Here is a 14,247-nt window from a genome sequence, read left to right on the forward strand (position 1 = left end):
ATGAAAGGGAAAACCATGATAGATAGAAAAGAAGACAACCAATTTCATTTGGTTTCTAAATACGAACCCTCGGGAGATCAGCCCCAAGCTATCGAAACCTTGGTTGATAATATCAAAGGTGGGGAGAAGGCTCAAATTTTAAAGGGTGCGACAGGGACAGGTAAGACCTATACCATGAGTCAAGTCATCCAACGTGTTAATAAGCCAACTCTGGTTATCGCCCACAATAAGACCTTGGCAGGCCAGCTCTATGGTGAGTTCAAGGAGTTTTTCCCAGACAATGCTGTAGAGTATTTTGTTTCCTATTATGATTATTACCAGCCAGAGGCTTATGTGCCGTCATCAGATACCTATATTGAAAAAGATAGCTCTGTTAATGATGAAATTGATAAACTCCGTCACTCAGCGACATCAGCCCTATTGGAACGCAATGATGTAATTGTTGTGGCTTCCGTGTCTTGTATTTACGGTTTGGGTTCGCCAAAAGAATATGCGGATTCAGCTGTTAGCCTGCGTCCTGGTCAAGAAATTTCTCGGGACAAGTTGCTAAATGACTTGGTTGATATCCAGTTTGAGCGTAACGATATTGATTTTCAACGCGGAAAATTCCGTGTACGTGGCGATGTGGTTGAAATTTTCCCTGCCAGCCGTGATGAAAATGCTTTTCGAGTGGAATTTTTCGGTGATGAGATTGACCGTATCTGTGAAATTGAAAGTTTGACAGGACGTAATCTCGGTGAAGTTGAGCACCTTGTTCTTTTTCCGGCTACTCACTTTATGACCAATGAAGAGCATATGGAAGAAGCTATCAAGAATATTATGGAAGAAATGGAGGTTCAGGTTAATCAATTTGAAGCCGAGGGTAAACTCATCGAGGCTCAACGTATTCGTCAACGGACAGAATACGATGTCGAAATGCTTCGTGAGATGGGTTACACCAATGGTATCGAAAACTACTCACGTCACATGGATGGTCGTAAAGAAGGTGAGCCACCATTTACTCTACTTGATTTCTTCCCAGAAGATTTCCTCATCATGATTGATGAAAGTCACATGACCATGGGACAGATTAAAGGAATGTATAACGGAGACCAAGCCCGTAAGAAGATGCTTGTCGATTACGGCTTCCGTTTACCATCGGCTCTTGATAACCGTCCCCTTCGTCGTGAAGAATTCGAAAGTCATGTGCATCAGATTGTCTATGTGTCAGCGACACCAGGTGACTACGAGATGGAGCAGACTGAGACTGTCGTTGAGCAAATCATCCGTCCGACAGGACTTCTTGATCCAGAAGTCGAAGTTCGTCCAACTATGGGTCAAATGGATGACCTCCTTGGTGAAATCAATGCCCGTACTGAAAAAGGAGAGCGTGTCTTTGTAACAACTTTGACTAAGAAGATGGCTGAAGACTTGACCGATTACCTCAAGGAAATGGGAGTCAAGGTCAAATACATGCACTCTGATATTAAGACTTTGGAGCGTACTGAGATTATCCGTGACTTGCGTTTGGGTGTCTTTGATGTTCTTATTGGGATTAACCTTCTTCGTGAGGGTATTGACGTTCCTGAAGTTAGTCTGGTTGCTATTTTGGATGCTGATAAGGAAGGTTTCCTTCGTAATGAACGTGGGCTTATCCAAACGATTGGACGTGCTGCCCGAAATAGTGATGGGCACGTTATCATGTATGCGGATAAGATTACGGAGTCTATGCAGAAAGCTATGGATGAAACTGCTCGTCGTCGTGAAATCCAAATGGCCTATAATAAGGAACACGGTATCACTCCGCAGACAATTGAGAAAGAAATTCGTGACCTTATTTCGATTACCAAGACCAATGATGCAGAAGTGGCAGAGGATACTGTGAACTACAGTGCCATGAACAAGAAAGAACGCCAAGAAGCCATCAAGAAACTTCAAAAGCAAATGCACGAAGCGGCAGAACTGCTTGATTTTGAATTGGCAGCCCAAATTCGTGATATGGTTCTAGAGCTGAAGAGTATGGATTAAGGCTAGGTTCATTACTTAGGAAATATAAGTAAGAAAGGAAATATATGTCACGTTCACAAGCAACTATTTTGACCAACATGTGTCTCATTGAAGATGGCCGTGGAAACATTGTCATGCAAATCCGCGATCCAAAACGTTATTCTTGGTCGGGAGCTGCCCTACCCGGTGGCCATATAGAAGCACATGAAGGTCTAGTAGAATCAGTTATCCGTGAGGTAAAGGAAGAAACAGGTTTGACCATCAAAAGTCCTAAATTGGTCGGTATGAAGCACTGGTACACGACAGATGACGAACGGTACTTGGTTTTCCTCTATAGAACCTCGGATTTTGAAGGGGATCTTCGTTCAACGGAAGAGGGAGAAGTCCGGTGGGTTGCTCGAGAGGAGGTAGTTCATATGGATTTAGCCTATGACATGCTTAATCTCCTTCGTGTGTTTGAAGAGGATAATCTTTCAGAACTCTTCTATCGTAAGCGCCTTGAAAATGACTTCTTAAGAGAATTTTGGTGAAAAATGAACTATTTATTCAAATGAATGAATAGTTTTTTAGTATTTGGAATTAGATAGAAAACTTTAAAAACAAACGATTTTCGGCATTTATAACGATTCTGAAATTAATAAAAATAAAAAAATCAATAAAAGTCCATTTTTGCGTTGACAAATGAATAATGATGCATTATTATACTAATATAGTTAATAAATATAGAAAAGAGATTGATTGTGAAACCATGGAAAAAACTTTTATTGGGCCTTGCAGGTGTCTTTGCTTTGACATCTTTAGCGGCTTGTTCTTCATCGACTAACACATTAGATAAAGTAAAAAATAAGGGGACTTTGACTGTCGCTCTTAATCCCCACTTTGCTCCTTTTGAATTTAAAACAATCCAAGATGGTAAGGATACTATTGCTGGGGCAGACATCGAAATTGCCAAGGCTATTGGTGATGAACTAGGTGTGAAAGTCAAATTCTCTGAAATGTCTTTTGACAATGTCCTAGCCAGCGTTCAATCTGGTAAAGCTGATATTGCCATTTCTGGTATATCAGCTACTAAAGAACGTCAGAAAATTTTCGACTTTTCAGATACTTACTATGATTCTGAAACGGTTCTTCTTGTCAAAAAAGATGCCACTGAAACCTACAAACAAATCAGCGACTTTTCTAAGAAATCTATAGCTGTTCAAAAAGGCTCAATTCAAGAAAATATTGCCAAAGCTAATTTGTCGGATGCCAATGTGGTTTCCTTGGCGCAACCTGGTGAAGCTATCAATGAGTTGAAATCAGGTCAAGTCGAAGGAGTGGTACTAGAAAAGGCTATCGCGAAAGGTTATATGGACCAAAATAGTGATTTAACTATGTCAGATATTGCTCTAAAATCAGATTCAAACGATGCTTACGCTGTAGCGATGCCTAAGGGCAGTGATGATCTTAAAGCCAAGGTTAATAAGGTTATCGCTAAACTCAAAAAAGAAGGTAAAATTGACAGCTATGTTCAAGATGCCTACGCTCTTTCACTTAAGAGTTCTAGCAAATAAGGAGTCACAATATGAAGAGATTTTGGTTTATGCTTACAGCCCTAGTTGCCACGTGTTTTCTTGTTGCATGTAGTGGGAGTCAGGGAGTGAGCACAAAAACGATTAAGGAAAATAAGAAAATTGTCGTAGCGACAGAGTCTGAATTTGCACCATTTGAATTCAAATCGTTGGTCAATGGCAAGGATACCTTAGTTGGAGCAGACATCGAGTTGGCTAAAGCTATCGGGAAAAAACTTGGTGTGAAAGTTGAATTTTCTGAAATGTCTTTTGACAATGTCCTTGCAAGTGTGCAAAGTGGTAAAGCAGACATTGCCATTGCAGGAATCTCGGTAACAGACGAGCGTAAAAAAGTCTATGATTTTTCTGATAGCTACTATACCTCTGAAAATGTAGTGATTGTCAAAAAAGACAAGGTAAATGATTTTACAAGTGCTGATAGTCTCGCTAAACAAACTGTTGGAACGCAAAAAGGGTCTGTTCAAGAAACAGTTGCTAAGAAACAATTCTCTAAGGCAAGTGTGGTTTCACTCGCTTCAAATGGCGAGATGATTAACGAACTCAAGTCAGGACAGATTCAAGCGGTTGTCATTGAAAAAGCTATTGCAGAAGGTTATATCGCACAAAATGATGATTTAACCCTTGCCAGTTTTAATCTTAAGTCAGATGGTTCAGATGCTTATGCAGTCGCGATACGTAAGGGTTCGGACGATTTACTTAAAGAAATCAATGCTGTCATCAAAGAGACCAAGGAGTCTGGAAAATTTGACCAATGGTTAAAAGAAGCATCAAGTTACAAACAAAGTAAGTAAACTCAAAAGATTTTCTATTTTGCATTGAATAAAAGTTCTTTTAGAAATTTTTATTAGGTAATGTCGGACGTTAGCGAACTTCTTTGACGTTTCATGACTAAGTTCTCGAAATTTTCGAGAATCTGCAACAAGCCCGCTTCAGGTGTTTTCATCACGGTGAAAAGTCTCGATTAGAGCTCGCTTTGGCAGCTAAAGGGAATTCTCAAAACAATCTTAAATCTAAAATGAGGAATACCCCATTTTTTATTGAATTCTCTGCTAAGAACAGTTATTATCAAAGTAGGTAAGTCTTCCAAAAATGACAAATAAAATTGTAGACAGAGCTCGATAAAAGGAAGGAGAAACGATGAAGCTACCACGTTTTGGTGTTGAAGAATGGCTTAATGTCCATGAAAAATCTGCCATTTGTGATATCGCAGGAGTTTCAATTAAGGCCCTTACAATGAGAGAATTATTTGACCTATCAGGCCTTGATAAGGATGCCTTTTTTGCTCAATTACTAAAGAAAAAAATGGATTACGGATGGATTGAAGGTTCACCAGAGTTCAAAACTCAGGTAGCTAGCTTATACAAGAACATGCCAGTTGATAATATCCTCCAAACCAACGGAGCTACAGGAGCTACTATGTTAGCGCTCTATGCTCTTATTGAGCCTGAGGACCATATCATCTCCATGTATCCAACATATCAACAGCTCTATGACATTCCCAAGTCACTAGGAGCGGAAGTGGATCTCTGGGAAGTTGAGGAGGACAAGGGCTGGTTGCCTGATTTGGACCAACTACGTCGTCTGATTCGTCCCAATACCAAGATGATTTGCATTAACAATGCTAACAATCCGACTGGTGCCCTTATGGATGCTGCTTACCTTGGGGATCTAGTGGCTATCGCTAAAGAAGTGGGAGCCTATATCTTTTCAGATGAGGTCTATCGTAGTTTTGACCAGCCTGCACCTTCTATCGTCGATTTATATGAAAAGGGAATTGCGGTTAACAGTCTTTCAAAGACCTATTCGATTCCTGGTATTCGAGTCGGCTGGGTGGCTTCTAATACTAAGGTGGCAAACATACTACGTGACTACCGCGATTACACAATGATTTGCGCCGGTGTCTTTGACGATATGGTGGCTACCCTTGTTTTGGAAAATAAAGAAGCCATCTTGGAACGGAATCGTCGGATTATAGAGGAAAATCTAGCTCTTATGGATGAGTGGATTGCCAAAGAGCCTAAGGCTAGCTGGATTCGTCCTGCTAGTGTGTCAACCTCCTTTGTCAAATTAGATGTTGATCGTCCCATTGAAGTGTTTGCCTTAGAACTTCTACAGGAGTACGGTGTACTTGTGGTTCCAGGTAACCGTTTTGACAAGGAGTCACATGTCCGTATTGGTTATTGTTGCGATAAGGAAGTCCTTCAAAAGGGCTTGGAAAAACTGTCGCAATTTCTTAATAAATGTTGACAATGCTACTAATTTTAAATAAAATAAACAAGCAAAAATTATATTATACAGGAGTTTCTTATGAAAAAACTTTTCCTCGGGGCGATGGCTTTCCTTGTTGCTGTAACTTTGGTAGCTTGTGGGTCAAAAAAAGACGCTGATGAATCTATTAAAGAAAATAAAAAACTTGTCGTGGCTGTCAGTCCAGACTATCCACCATTTGAGTTCAAAACTTTGGTAGATGGTAAAGACCAAGTAGTTGGTTCAGATATCAAGTTGGCACAAGCTATTGCGGATGAACTCGGTGTTAAGCTTGAAGTTACAACAATGAGCTTTAATAATGTGCTCTCAAGCCTTCAATCAGGTAAGGCTGATCTTGCTATTTCAGGTATCTCAGTAACAGACGAACGTAAGAAAACCTTTGATTTCTCAGATCCTTACTACGAAACACAAAATGCTATCATCGTTCGTAAAGATCAAGAGTCAACTTACTCAAGTCTTGATGCTTTCAAAGGTAAGAAAGTAGCAGTTCAAAAAGGTACCATTGAAGAAGGTCTTGCTAAGAAACAATTGAAAGATTCAACAGTCGTATCACTTACAGCAATGGGTGAGGCGATTAACGAGGTGAAATCTGGTCAAGTTGATGCTGTTGACCTTGAAAAACCAGTAGCAGAAGGTTACGTGGCACAAAATTCAGATTTGGCCTTGGCAAGTGTTGCCCTCAAAGTTGATGATGGCGATGCAAAAGCAGTTGCTATGGCTAAAGGCAACGACAAATTGAAAGAAGCAGTCAATAAAGTCATCAAAAAATTGAAAGCAGATGGTACTTACGACGAGTATATCAAGGATGCTTCTAAATATACAGCAGTTAAATAAATCAGTAGCTAGGGGAGATGACTCCTCTAGTTTTTTGTATTGGAAAAACCTTGGATAGTTTTAGTAGACTTAGAAGTCAACTGTAATAGTAAAAAGTTCCTAAACTTAAATATATTTCTTGACAGAAAAAGGCGAGTCTTGTATACTTGAATGGAACGTGTAAAATGTTACATTATCTTGAGGAGGTGAATTAATTGTCAAAAACAGTAGTACGTAAAAACGAATCACTTGACGACGCTCTTCGTCGTTTCAAACGTTCTGTGACTAAAGCTGGTACTCTTCAAGAGGCTCGTAAACGTGAACATTACGAAAAACCTTCTGTAAAACGTAAACGTAAATCAGAGGTAGCTCGTAAACGTAAAAAATTTTAATTAAGAATGAAATTAACAGAAAAAAGCTTGAGTATTCTCAAGCTTTTTTCTTTTTATCGAATAAATAAGTCAGCTAGTAGTCATGAGAAATAAAAAATAGGACGTCTGAAATCTCAGACGTCCTAAGTTTCATGTGTCTTTAGTTGAACAAATAAAGATTATTTGTTTGCAAGAAGGTCGCGGATTTCAGCAAGCAATTCTTCTTGTGATGGACTAGCTTCTTCAGCAGCTTCTTCAGCAGCTTCTTCAGCTTGTTTTTGACCAAGAGCTGTTTGCTTTACCAGCAGCTTTAACAACGAAGAAGAGAGTAGTACCAACGATGATGAAGTTGATAACTGTGCTCAAGAAGCTACCATATGCGATACCGTTCCATGACAATTTAGAGAGGTTTTCAACGTTAGCAGCCTTAACAACTGGGTTAAGGATAAGTGGTGTGATGATATCACTTACAAGTGAAGTGACAATAGCGTTGAAAGCAGTCCCCATAACAACGGCTACAGCAAGGTCAAGGACGTTACCCTAGAACAAAAAGTCTCTAAGTTCTCTAATCATTTTGATAATGAATCCTTCCATTTATTCAGTTTTAATAGTCTATCTGATTTTGTAAATTTTAACAAGGGTTTTGCTCATGAAAAATAAATTTTATTTTACTTTCATTTTTCGTCATGTTATAATTAGGGGTAATGCAATTATGGTAAGATAGGGGGCGATTAGATGGTAATTGATAAAGCTTTAATAGAAGATATTAAGAGCAGTACCAATATCGTCGACGTAATTGGTGAAGTTGTCAGTCTTAATCGAGCAGGTCGTAATTACCTCGGCTTGTGCCCATTCCATAAGGAAAAAACTCCCTCATTTAACGTTATTGAGGATAGGCAGTTTTACCATTGCTTTGGTTGTGGCAAGTCTGGCGATGTCTTCAAATTTTTAGAAGAACATCGTCAGATTTCTTTTCATGAAAGTATCAAGGTTCTGGCAGATCGACTAGGTATCGCAGTTAGTATAGATGTGCCAAGGCAAGTTCAGCGGCAAAATTCTCCTAATCAAGCTTTTTATGATCTTCATGATGATGCGCTTAAGTTTTACCACGCAGTCCTCATGACGACCAAGATAGGAGAAGCGGCGCGTGCCTACCTCTATGAGCGTGGAATGACTGACGAGTTACTCAAGACTTTTCAGATTGGCTTATCTCCTGACGAACCAGATTATCTCTACCAGTCAGTTTCAAAAAAATATGACGAAGAGGTGCTGACAGAATCAGGTCTTTTTAATCTTTCTGAAAATAATCGTATTTTCGATACTTTTAAAAATCGAATCATGTTTCCACTCAAAAATGAGTTTGGAAAGACAATCGGTTTTTCAGGACGTGTTTGGACTAAGAAAGATATAGAGAAGGGCCAGGCCAAGTATAAAAATACAAGGGCTACCCGTATTTTCAATAAGTCCTACGAACTCTACCACTTGGATCAGGCTAAACCAGTGATACAGAAGACACATGAGGTTTATCTGATGGAGGGATTCATGGATGTCATTGCCGCCTATAGAGCTGGGCATGTTAATGCAGTGGCTTCTATGGGAACGGCTCTGACTCCTGAGCATGTCAATCGTCTTCGTAAACTGACTAAAAAAATAGTTCTAACCTATGATGGTGATAAAGCTGGGCAAAATGCGATTGCCAAGTCTTTGAAACTGTTATCGGATTTTCAAGTTGATATAGTAAAAATTCCAGACAGTATGGACCCTGATGAATATCTACAAAAAACATCCGAAAAGGCCTTGGGTAAACTCTTGGTTGAGTCCCGCATTTCAGATGTGGAATTTTGGATTGGACAGCTCAAGCCTGCTAATGTAGACAACCTTCAAGCGGAGATTGCCTATGTCGAGCAGATTTCAAAGATTATTGCTAAGTCGCCTTCTGTAACGGCACAAAATTCCTACATTTCTAAGGTGGCTGACCTTTTGCCAGACTTTGATTTTTTTCAAGTTGAGCAAGCGGTCAATAACGCACGGTTGACCATGAGAAATCAGCAGACGGCTCAATTATCAGCTGCTAGTAATAGTGCTTATGAGTCTTCAGTATCAGGATTTAGAGGGACAGTCAAACTACCTTCTACACCTAAGATTACAGGTCTTCGTCGCGCGGAAAATCAACTCTTCCATCGCATGCTTAATCATCCTATGATTTTAAACGACTATCGTATGCGGGATGACTTTTTCTTCCAAACACCTGAGTTAGAAGAACTCTTTCAGATTTTGAAGCGAGACGGTCAAATTGACACGGTAGCCTTGTCTGTGCTTTCTCAAGAAGTACAAACAGCCTATTATCAGGTTTTAGAGGAAATTTTGCCACCTGAAACCAATTTAGAGGAAGTCCAGGCTATTGAAGAGCGTAGAAATCATTTTCTGAGGGAACAGGACTTCCGTAAGCAAAGTAAACAAATAAGAGAATCAAGTAACCACGGTGATGTGGAGGCAGCGGTGGAAGCCCTGCAAATGCTCATCGCCCAAAAACGAGATATGGAGTAACACATGGAAAAGAAAAAACAAAATACAGCATTTAACGTTCAAGTCGCTGATTTCATTCGTAATCACAAAAAAGCTGGTACAGCAATTGATGATGAAATCACAGAAAAACTAGTTATCCCATTTGTTTTAGATGCTGATGGGATTGATGACCTTTTGGAACGTTTGACAGATGGTGGTATCTCTATCACTGATAAAGATGGAAATCCTTCATCTAAATATGTTGTTGAGGTACCAAAACCAGAAGAGCTTACAGACGAGGAGCTTCTTGGTTCAAACTCAGCTAAGGTCAATGACCCTGTTCGTATGTATCTCAAAGAGATTGGGGTAGTGCCTCTCTTGAGTAACGAAGAGGAAAAAGAATTGGCTATCGCTGTTGAAAATGGTGATTTGGAAGCTAAACAACGTTTGGCAGAAGCCAACCTTCGTTTGGTAGTATCAATCGCTAAACGCTATGTCGGACGTGGCATGCAGTTCTTGGACTTGATTCAAGAGGGTAACATGGGGCTTATGAAAGCCGTTGAAAAATTTGACTACTCAAAAGGTTTCAAGTTTTCAACTTATGCGACATGGTGGATTCGTCAAGCAATTACACGTGCCATCGCAGACCAAGCACGTACGATCCGTATCCCAGTTCACATGGTTGAAACCATCAATAAATTGGTACGTGAGCAACGTAACCTCTTGCAAGAGTTGGGACAAGACCCAACACCTGAGCAAATTGCTGAGCGTATGGATATGACACCAGATAAGGTTCGTGAAATCCTTAAGATTGCTCAAGAACCAGTCTCACTTGAAACACCTATCGGTGAAGAGGATGACAGTCATTTGGGTGATTTTATCGAAGATGAAGTTATCGAAAATCCAGTAGATTACACAACTCGTGTCGTTCTTCGTGAACAATTGGATGAGGTGCTTGATACCCTTACAGACCGTGAAGAAAATGTTCTACGACTCCGTTTCGGTCTTGATGATGGTAAGATGCGTACCTTGGAAGATGTTGGTAAAGTCTTCAACGTTACTCGTGAACGTATTCGTCAGATCGAAGCTAAAGCCCTTCGTAAATTACGCCATCCAAGTCGCAGCAAACAACTTAAAGACTTTATTGAAGACTAAGATAGTAAATGGAAGGGGCCTGATTGTTAGGCCCTGATTTTGGAGGAAAAGCTATGTCTGAAGTGAAATACACTGAAGAAGAAATTGAAAAAATCAAAGACCGTATCTTGGAAGCCTTAGAAATGGTCGTTGACCCAGAGTTGGGGATTGATATTGTCAATCTTGGCCTTATTTACGATATTCGTTTCCAGCAAGATGGCTATACTGAAATCGATATGACCTTGACGACTATGGGCTGTCCTTTGGCAGATCTTTTGACAGACCAAATTTATGACGCTATGAAAGAAGTGCCAGAAGTCACTAAGACTGAGGTTAAATTAGTCTGGACACCAGCATGGACTATCGAAAAGATGAGCCGCTATGCCCGTATCGCCCTAGGTATTCGTTAGGAGAATGCTTATGAAAACACTGGCTATCGTTGTCCCTTGTTACAACGAGGAAGAGACTATCCCTCCTTTCCTAGAAGCCTGTCAGGCAGTTGAACGACAAATGGCCAATCAGTTGGCTTTCAACTACTATTTTGTCAATGACGGTTCAAAAGATCGCACCTTAGAGGTTTTGAGACAGGTTTCAAAACAATTTGAAAATGTTCACTATCTCTCTTTCTCTCGGAATTTTGGGAAGGAAGCAGGCTTACTTGCAGGCCTTGAAGCAGCTGAAGGCGACTACGTCACAGTGATGGATGCCGATCTTCAGGATCCACCTGAACTTCTTATCGAGATGTATGCCAAAATCCAAGAAGGTTACGACGTTGTCGGGACTCGACGTGCTGACCGCAAAGGTGAGCCACCTATTCGTTCACTCTTTGCTAAGGCCTTCTATTGGTTAATTAATAAAGTTTCTGACACAGAAATGGTAGACGGGGCGCGTGATTTCCGTTTGATGACGCGTCAGGTTGTTGACGCCATCCTTGAGCTCGAGGAAGTGAATCGCTTTTCAAAAGGCCTCTTTTCTTGGGTTGGCTTTGACGTAGCCTACGTCTCTTATGAAAATCGAGAACGCGTTGCCGGAGAAACCTCGTGGTCTTTCTGGAAATTATTGAACTATTCTCTTGATGGCTTTATCAACTTTTCCGAAGTGCCTTTGAAACTTGCTACTTGGGCAGGAACCTTTTCATTCTTAATTTCTTTGGTTGGAATTTTCTTTGTCGTTATTCGAAAACTAACCATAGGTGGGAGTGTTGCAGGCTGGGCAAGCCTTGTCTCAATCATTCTCTTTATCGGAGGAATCCAACTCTTAGCCTTAGGTATCATCGGGAACTACATTTCAAAGATTTTCCTAGAAACCAAGAAACGACCGGTTTATATTGTTAAGGAAAAAGGGTGAAAGAATGAGTGAAAAAAAGAAAACAATTAACGCCTTTGTGTTAATTGTTCTTTTGTTTGGTTTAATATCATTATTTGCCTCTTATCCTCTTTCAAATGGAGATGAAGGTTTCCATATGGCAAAAAGTTACTCAGTATTTTCTAAGACATTCCCTAAGGAGACCTCGGAAAAAAGATTAAGAGAGATTGAGCTTACTGCCATTAGTCAACCTAAACAAATTTCTATAAGAAAATTTTATAGTGAAAAGATTGATAGTGTTGCCAATGATGGAATTAAATTTAATGTTTTAACTGACCAAAATCTAACATCAAAAATAGATGTTGGGCATCTTGTACCTGCAATTGGTCTACTCCTAGGAAGATTGTTTTACCCAAGCTACGGTGTAATGCTATTATCTGCTAGATTATTTAATTTAATCTTCTTTGTGGGAGGAATGTATCTAATTTTTAGAAGGGCCAAGTTTGATCATCTGATTTTCTTGATGATATTTACTGTCCCTTTTATGCAGAAAATAGCTAGTCCATCATATGATATCTTTGCGTTTCTTGCTGTAGCATCCTTTGGGACAAATTTCTTATATTTGAGTCAGTTAAAAAAAGTATCAGATGTAAGGAGAGAAGATGTTGTTTATACATTAATGACTATAGCATTGATTTTGTTGACAAAACTTAACTATATTTTTGCTTTACCAGTATTATTGGGGATTCCAATAGTATATAAACCTATATTATCAGCACTTAAACGTTGTTCGAGAATAACGAGAGTATTATTAACAATTGTAACTAGTCTATTATTCTTTACTGTTGGTTTATTTGTCCACAGAGTCTATAATATTATCGATTTGATAAAGGTATTTTTCAATAATTACTTTAATGTTGCGACTATGGGGGGAAGAGGTACAACTTTATTTTCTGTAGTTCAGGATAATCTCCCAGAGATAGTGAATATATGTTGGATTGTTTGTTTAGTATTGGTAATGATGTCAACTCAAAAGAGTGAGTACAAATTACCTACCGCTCTAGCCGGTCTAATAGTTTATCTATTAAATTGGTTTGGTATATTTTTAGGCTTTTATAGCTCACATCCTGAACATTTGCCTTTTGATGATCTGACAGGTAGATATTTACATGCATACATTATTTTTCTTATACCATTGATGTCCTGGTTAGGATTTAAAATGAATTTTAGAATATCCCCAAAAGCTAGGTATTATATTGCTATTTTTTCAACAGCTAGTGTTTTAATATTATATTTAATTACTATCGTCTATAGAGGATTTATCTTGAGGACTACACCTGCGTGGAAAAACTAAGGATGAAAGCAGATTTTTTCTGCTTTTTTTGTTAAAATAAAACTAATAGTATTGAATTACGAGGAGAAAAATATGATTCTAGTAACAGGTGCAAATGGTCAACTCGGAACTGAACTTCGTCACCTTCTTGACGAGCGTAACGAAGAGTATGTAGCAGTAGATGTGGCAGAAATGGACATCACTGATGCTGACAAAGTAGATGAAGTGTTTGCGGAAGTAAAACCAACCCTGGTCTATCACTGTGCTGCCTACACAGCTGTTGATGCTGCTGAAGATGAGGGCAAAGAACTTGACTATGCTATTAACGTGACTGGTACTGAAAATGTCGCTAAGGCTGCAGAAAAACATGGTGCAACGCTTGTTTATATTTCAACGGACTACGTTTTTAATGGTGAAAAACCAGTCGGTCAAGAGTGGGAAGTTGATGATAAACCAGATCCACAGACAGAGTACGGTCGTACAAAACGTATGGGTGAAGAGCTAGTTGAAAAACATGTGACTAACTACTACATTATCCGTACTTCCTGGGTGTTCGGTAACTATGGTAAAAATTTTGTCTTCACCATGCAAAACCTTGCTAAAACTCACAAGACACTCACAGTTGTTAATGACCAACATGGTCGTCCAACTTGGACACGTACTTTGGCAGAGTTTATGACTTATTTGGCTGAAAACCGTAAGGAATATGGTTACTATCACTTGTCAAACGATGCAGCAGAAGATACAACTTGGTATGACTTTGCGGTCGAAATCCTCAAAGATACTGATGTTGAAGTGAAACCTGTTGATTCAAGCCAATTCCCAGCTAAAGCTAAACGTCCTCTTAACTCAACAATGAGTTTGGCTAAGGCTAAGGCAACAGGATTTGTCATCCCAACATGGCAAGATGCTTTGAAAGAGTTTTATAAACAAGAAGTGAAATAAGAATACTTAATGAGCT

Annotated in this window: 13 protein-coding genes and 1 pseudogene; 13 read left to right on the forward strand and 1 reads right to left on the reverse strand. The window is 39.4% G+C overall.

Features of this window, described 5'->3' with window-relative positions; genetic code table 11:
• Positions 1–15: 15 nt before the first annotated feature.
• From uvrB to rpsU, 7 genes are all read left to right on the forward strand, one after another.
• Entirely contained in the window at positions 16–2,007 is a 1,992-nt protein-coding gene (gene uvrB / locus NSQ85_RS04495; RefSeq protein WP_084829007.1) for an excinuclease ABC subunit UvrB, read from the forward strand.
• Between the two features lie 44 nt (positions 2,008–2,051).
• On the forward strand, positions 2,052–2,516 hold the full coding sequence (locus NSQ85_RS04500; RefSeq protein ID WP_179973273.1) for an 8-oxo-dGTP diphosphatase: 465 nt from the start codon (positions 2,052–2,054) through the stop codon (positions 2,514–2,516).
• A 210-nt stretch (positions 2,517–2,726) separates the two neighbouring features.
• On the forward strand, positions 2,727–3,539 hold the full coding sequence (locus tag NSQ85_RS04505) for a transporter substrate-binding domain-containing protein (protein WP_179973899.1): 813 nt from the start codon (positions 2,727–2,729) through the stop codon (positions 3,537–3,539).
• A gap of 11 nt (positions 3,540–3,550) precedes the next feature.
• A complete protein-coding gene (locus tag NSQ85_RS04510) occupies positions 3,551–4,348 on the forward strand; it encodes a transporter substrate-binding domain-containing protein (protein ID WP_179972135.1) in 798 nt (265 codons plus the stop codon).
• A gap of 346 nt (positions 4,349–4,694) precedes the next feature.
• Positions 4,695–5,804, forward strand: coding sequence for an aminotransferase (locus tag NSQ85_RS04515; protein WP_179972134.1), 1,110 nt, complete (start codon positions 4,695–4,697; stop codon positions 5,802–5,804).
• Positions 5,805–5,864: 60 nt separating this feature from the next.
• The gene (locus NSQ85_RS04520) at positions 5,865–6,659 is read left to right on the forward strand and encodes an ABC transporter substrate-binding protein (RefSeq protein WP_179972133.1); all 795 of its coding nucleotides are present in this window, start codon (positions 5,865–5,867) and stop codon (positions 6,657–6,659) included.
• Positions 6,660–6,853: 194 nt separating this feature from the next.
• On the forward strand, positions 6,854–7,030 hold the full coding sequence (rpsU, locus tag NSQ85_RS04525; protein ID WP_179972114.1) for a 30S ribosomal protein S21: 177 nt from the start codon (positions 6,854–6,856) through the stop codon (positions 7,028–7,030).
• A 158-nt stretch (positions 7,031–7,188) separates the two neighbouring features.
• Here the strand turns inward: rpsU and mscL are convergent.
• Positions 7,189–7,582, reverse strand: a pseudogene (gene mscL / locus NSQ85_RS04530) (large conductance mechanosensitive channel protein MscL).
• Positions 7,583–7,744: 162 nt separating this feature from the next.
• On the opposite strand from mscL, the gene dnaG reads away from it, so the two are divergent.
• The 6 genes from dnaG to rfbD all read left to right on the forward strand — a co-directional run bounded on the left by dnaG (position 7,745) and on the right by rfbD (position 14,231).
• A complete protein-coding gene (gene dnaG, locus NSQ85_RS04535) occupies positions 7,745–9,556 on the forward strand; it encodes a DNA primase (protein WP_179972113.1) in 1,812 nt (603 codons plus the stop codon).
• A 3-nt stretch (positions 9,557–9,559) separates the two neighbouring features.
• Positions 9,560–10,669: an RNA polymerase sigma factor RpoD gene (gene rpoD / locus NSQ85_RS04540; protein WP_179972112.1), complete on the forward strand. Its 1,110-nt coding sequence runs from the start codon at positions 9,560–9,562 to the stop codon at positions 10,667–10,669.
• A 53-nt stretch (positions 10,670–10,722) separates the two neighbouring features.
• Positions 10,723–11,058 (forward strand): metal-sulfur cluster assembly factor, encoded by a 336-nt coding sequence (locus NSQ85_RS04545; protein ID WP_179972111.1) that lies wholly within the window; start codon positions 10,723–10,725, stop codon positions 11,056–11,058.
• Positions 11,059–11,068: 10 nt separating this feature from the next.
• Positions 11,069–11,995 (forward strand): glycosyltransferase family 2 protein, encoded by a 927-nt coding sequence (locus tag NSQ85_RS04550; RefSeq protein WP_179973898.1) that lies wholly within the window; start codon positions 11,069–11,071, stop codon positions 11,993–11,995.
• A 4-nt stretch (positions 11,996–11,999) separates the two neighbouring features.
• On the forward strand, positions 12,000–13,307 hold the full coding sequence (locus tag NSQ85_RS04555) for a DUF2142 domain-containing protein (RefSeq protein WP_340781245.1): 1,308 nt from the start codon (positions 12,000–12,002) through the stop codon (positions 13,305–13,307).
• A gap of 72 nt (positions 13,308–13,379) precedes the next feature.
• Entirely contained in the window at positions 13,380–14,231 is an 852-nt protein-coding gene (gene rfbD, locus NSQ85_RS04560) for a dTDP-4-dehydrorhamnose reductase (protein ID WP_014621820.1), read from the forward strand.
• The last annotated feature ends 16 nt before the right edge of the window (positions 14,232–14,247 follow it).

Source organism: Streptococcus sp. FSL L8-0526, assembly GCF_038007145.1.
Classification (GTDB): Bacteria; Bacillota; Bacilli; order Lactobacillales; family Streptococcaceae; genus Streptococcus; species Streptococcus thermophilus.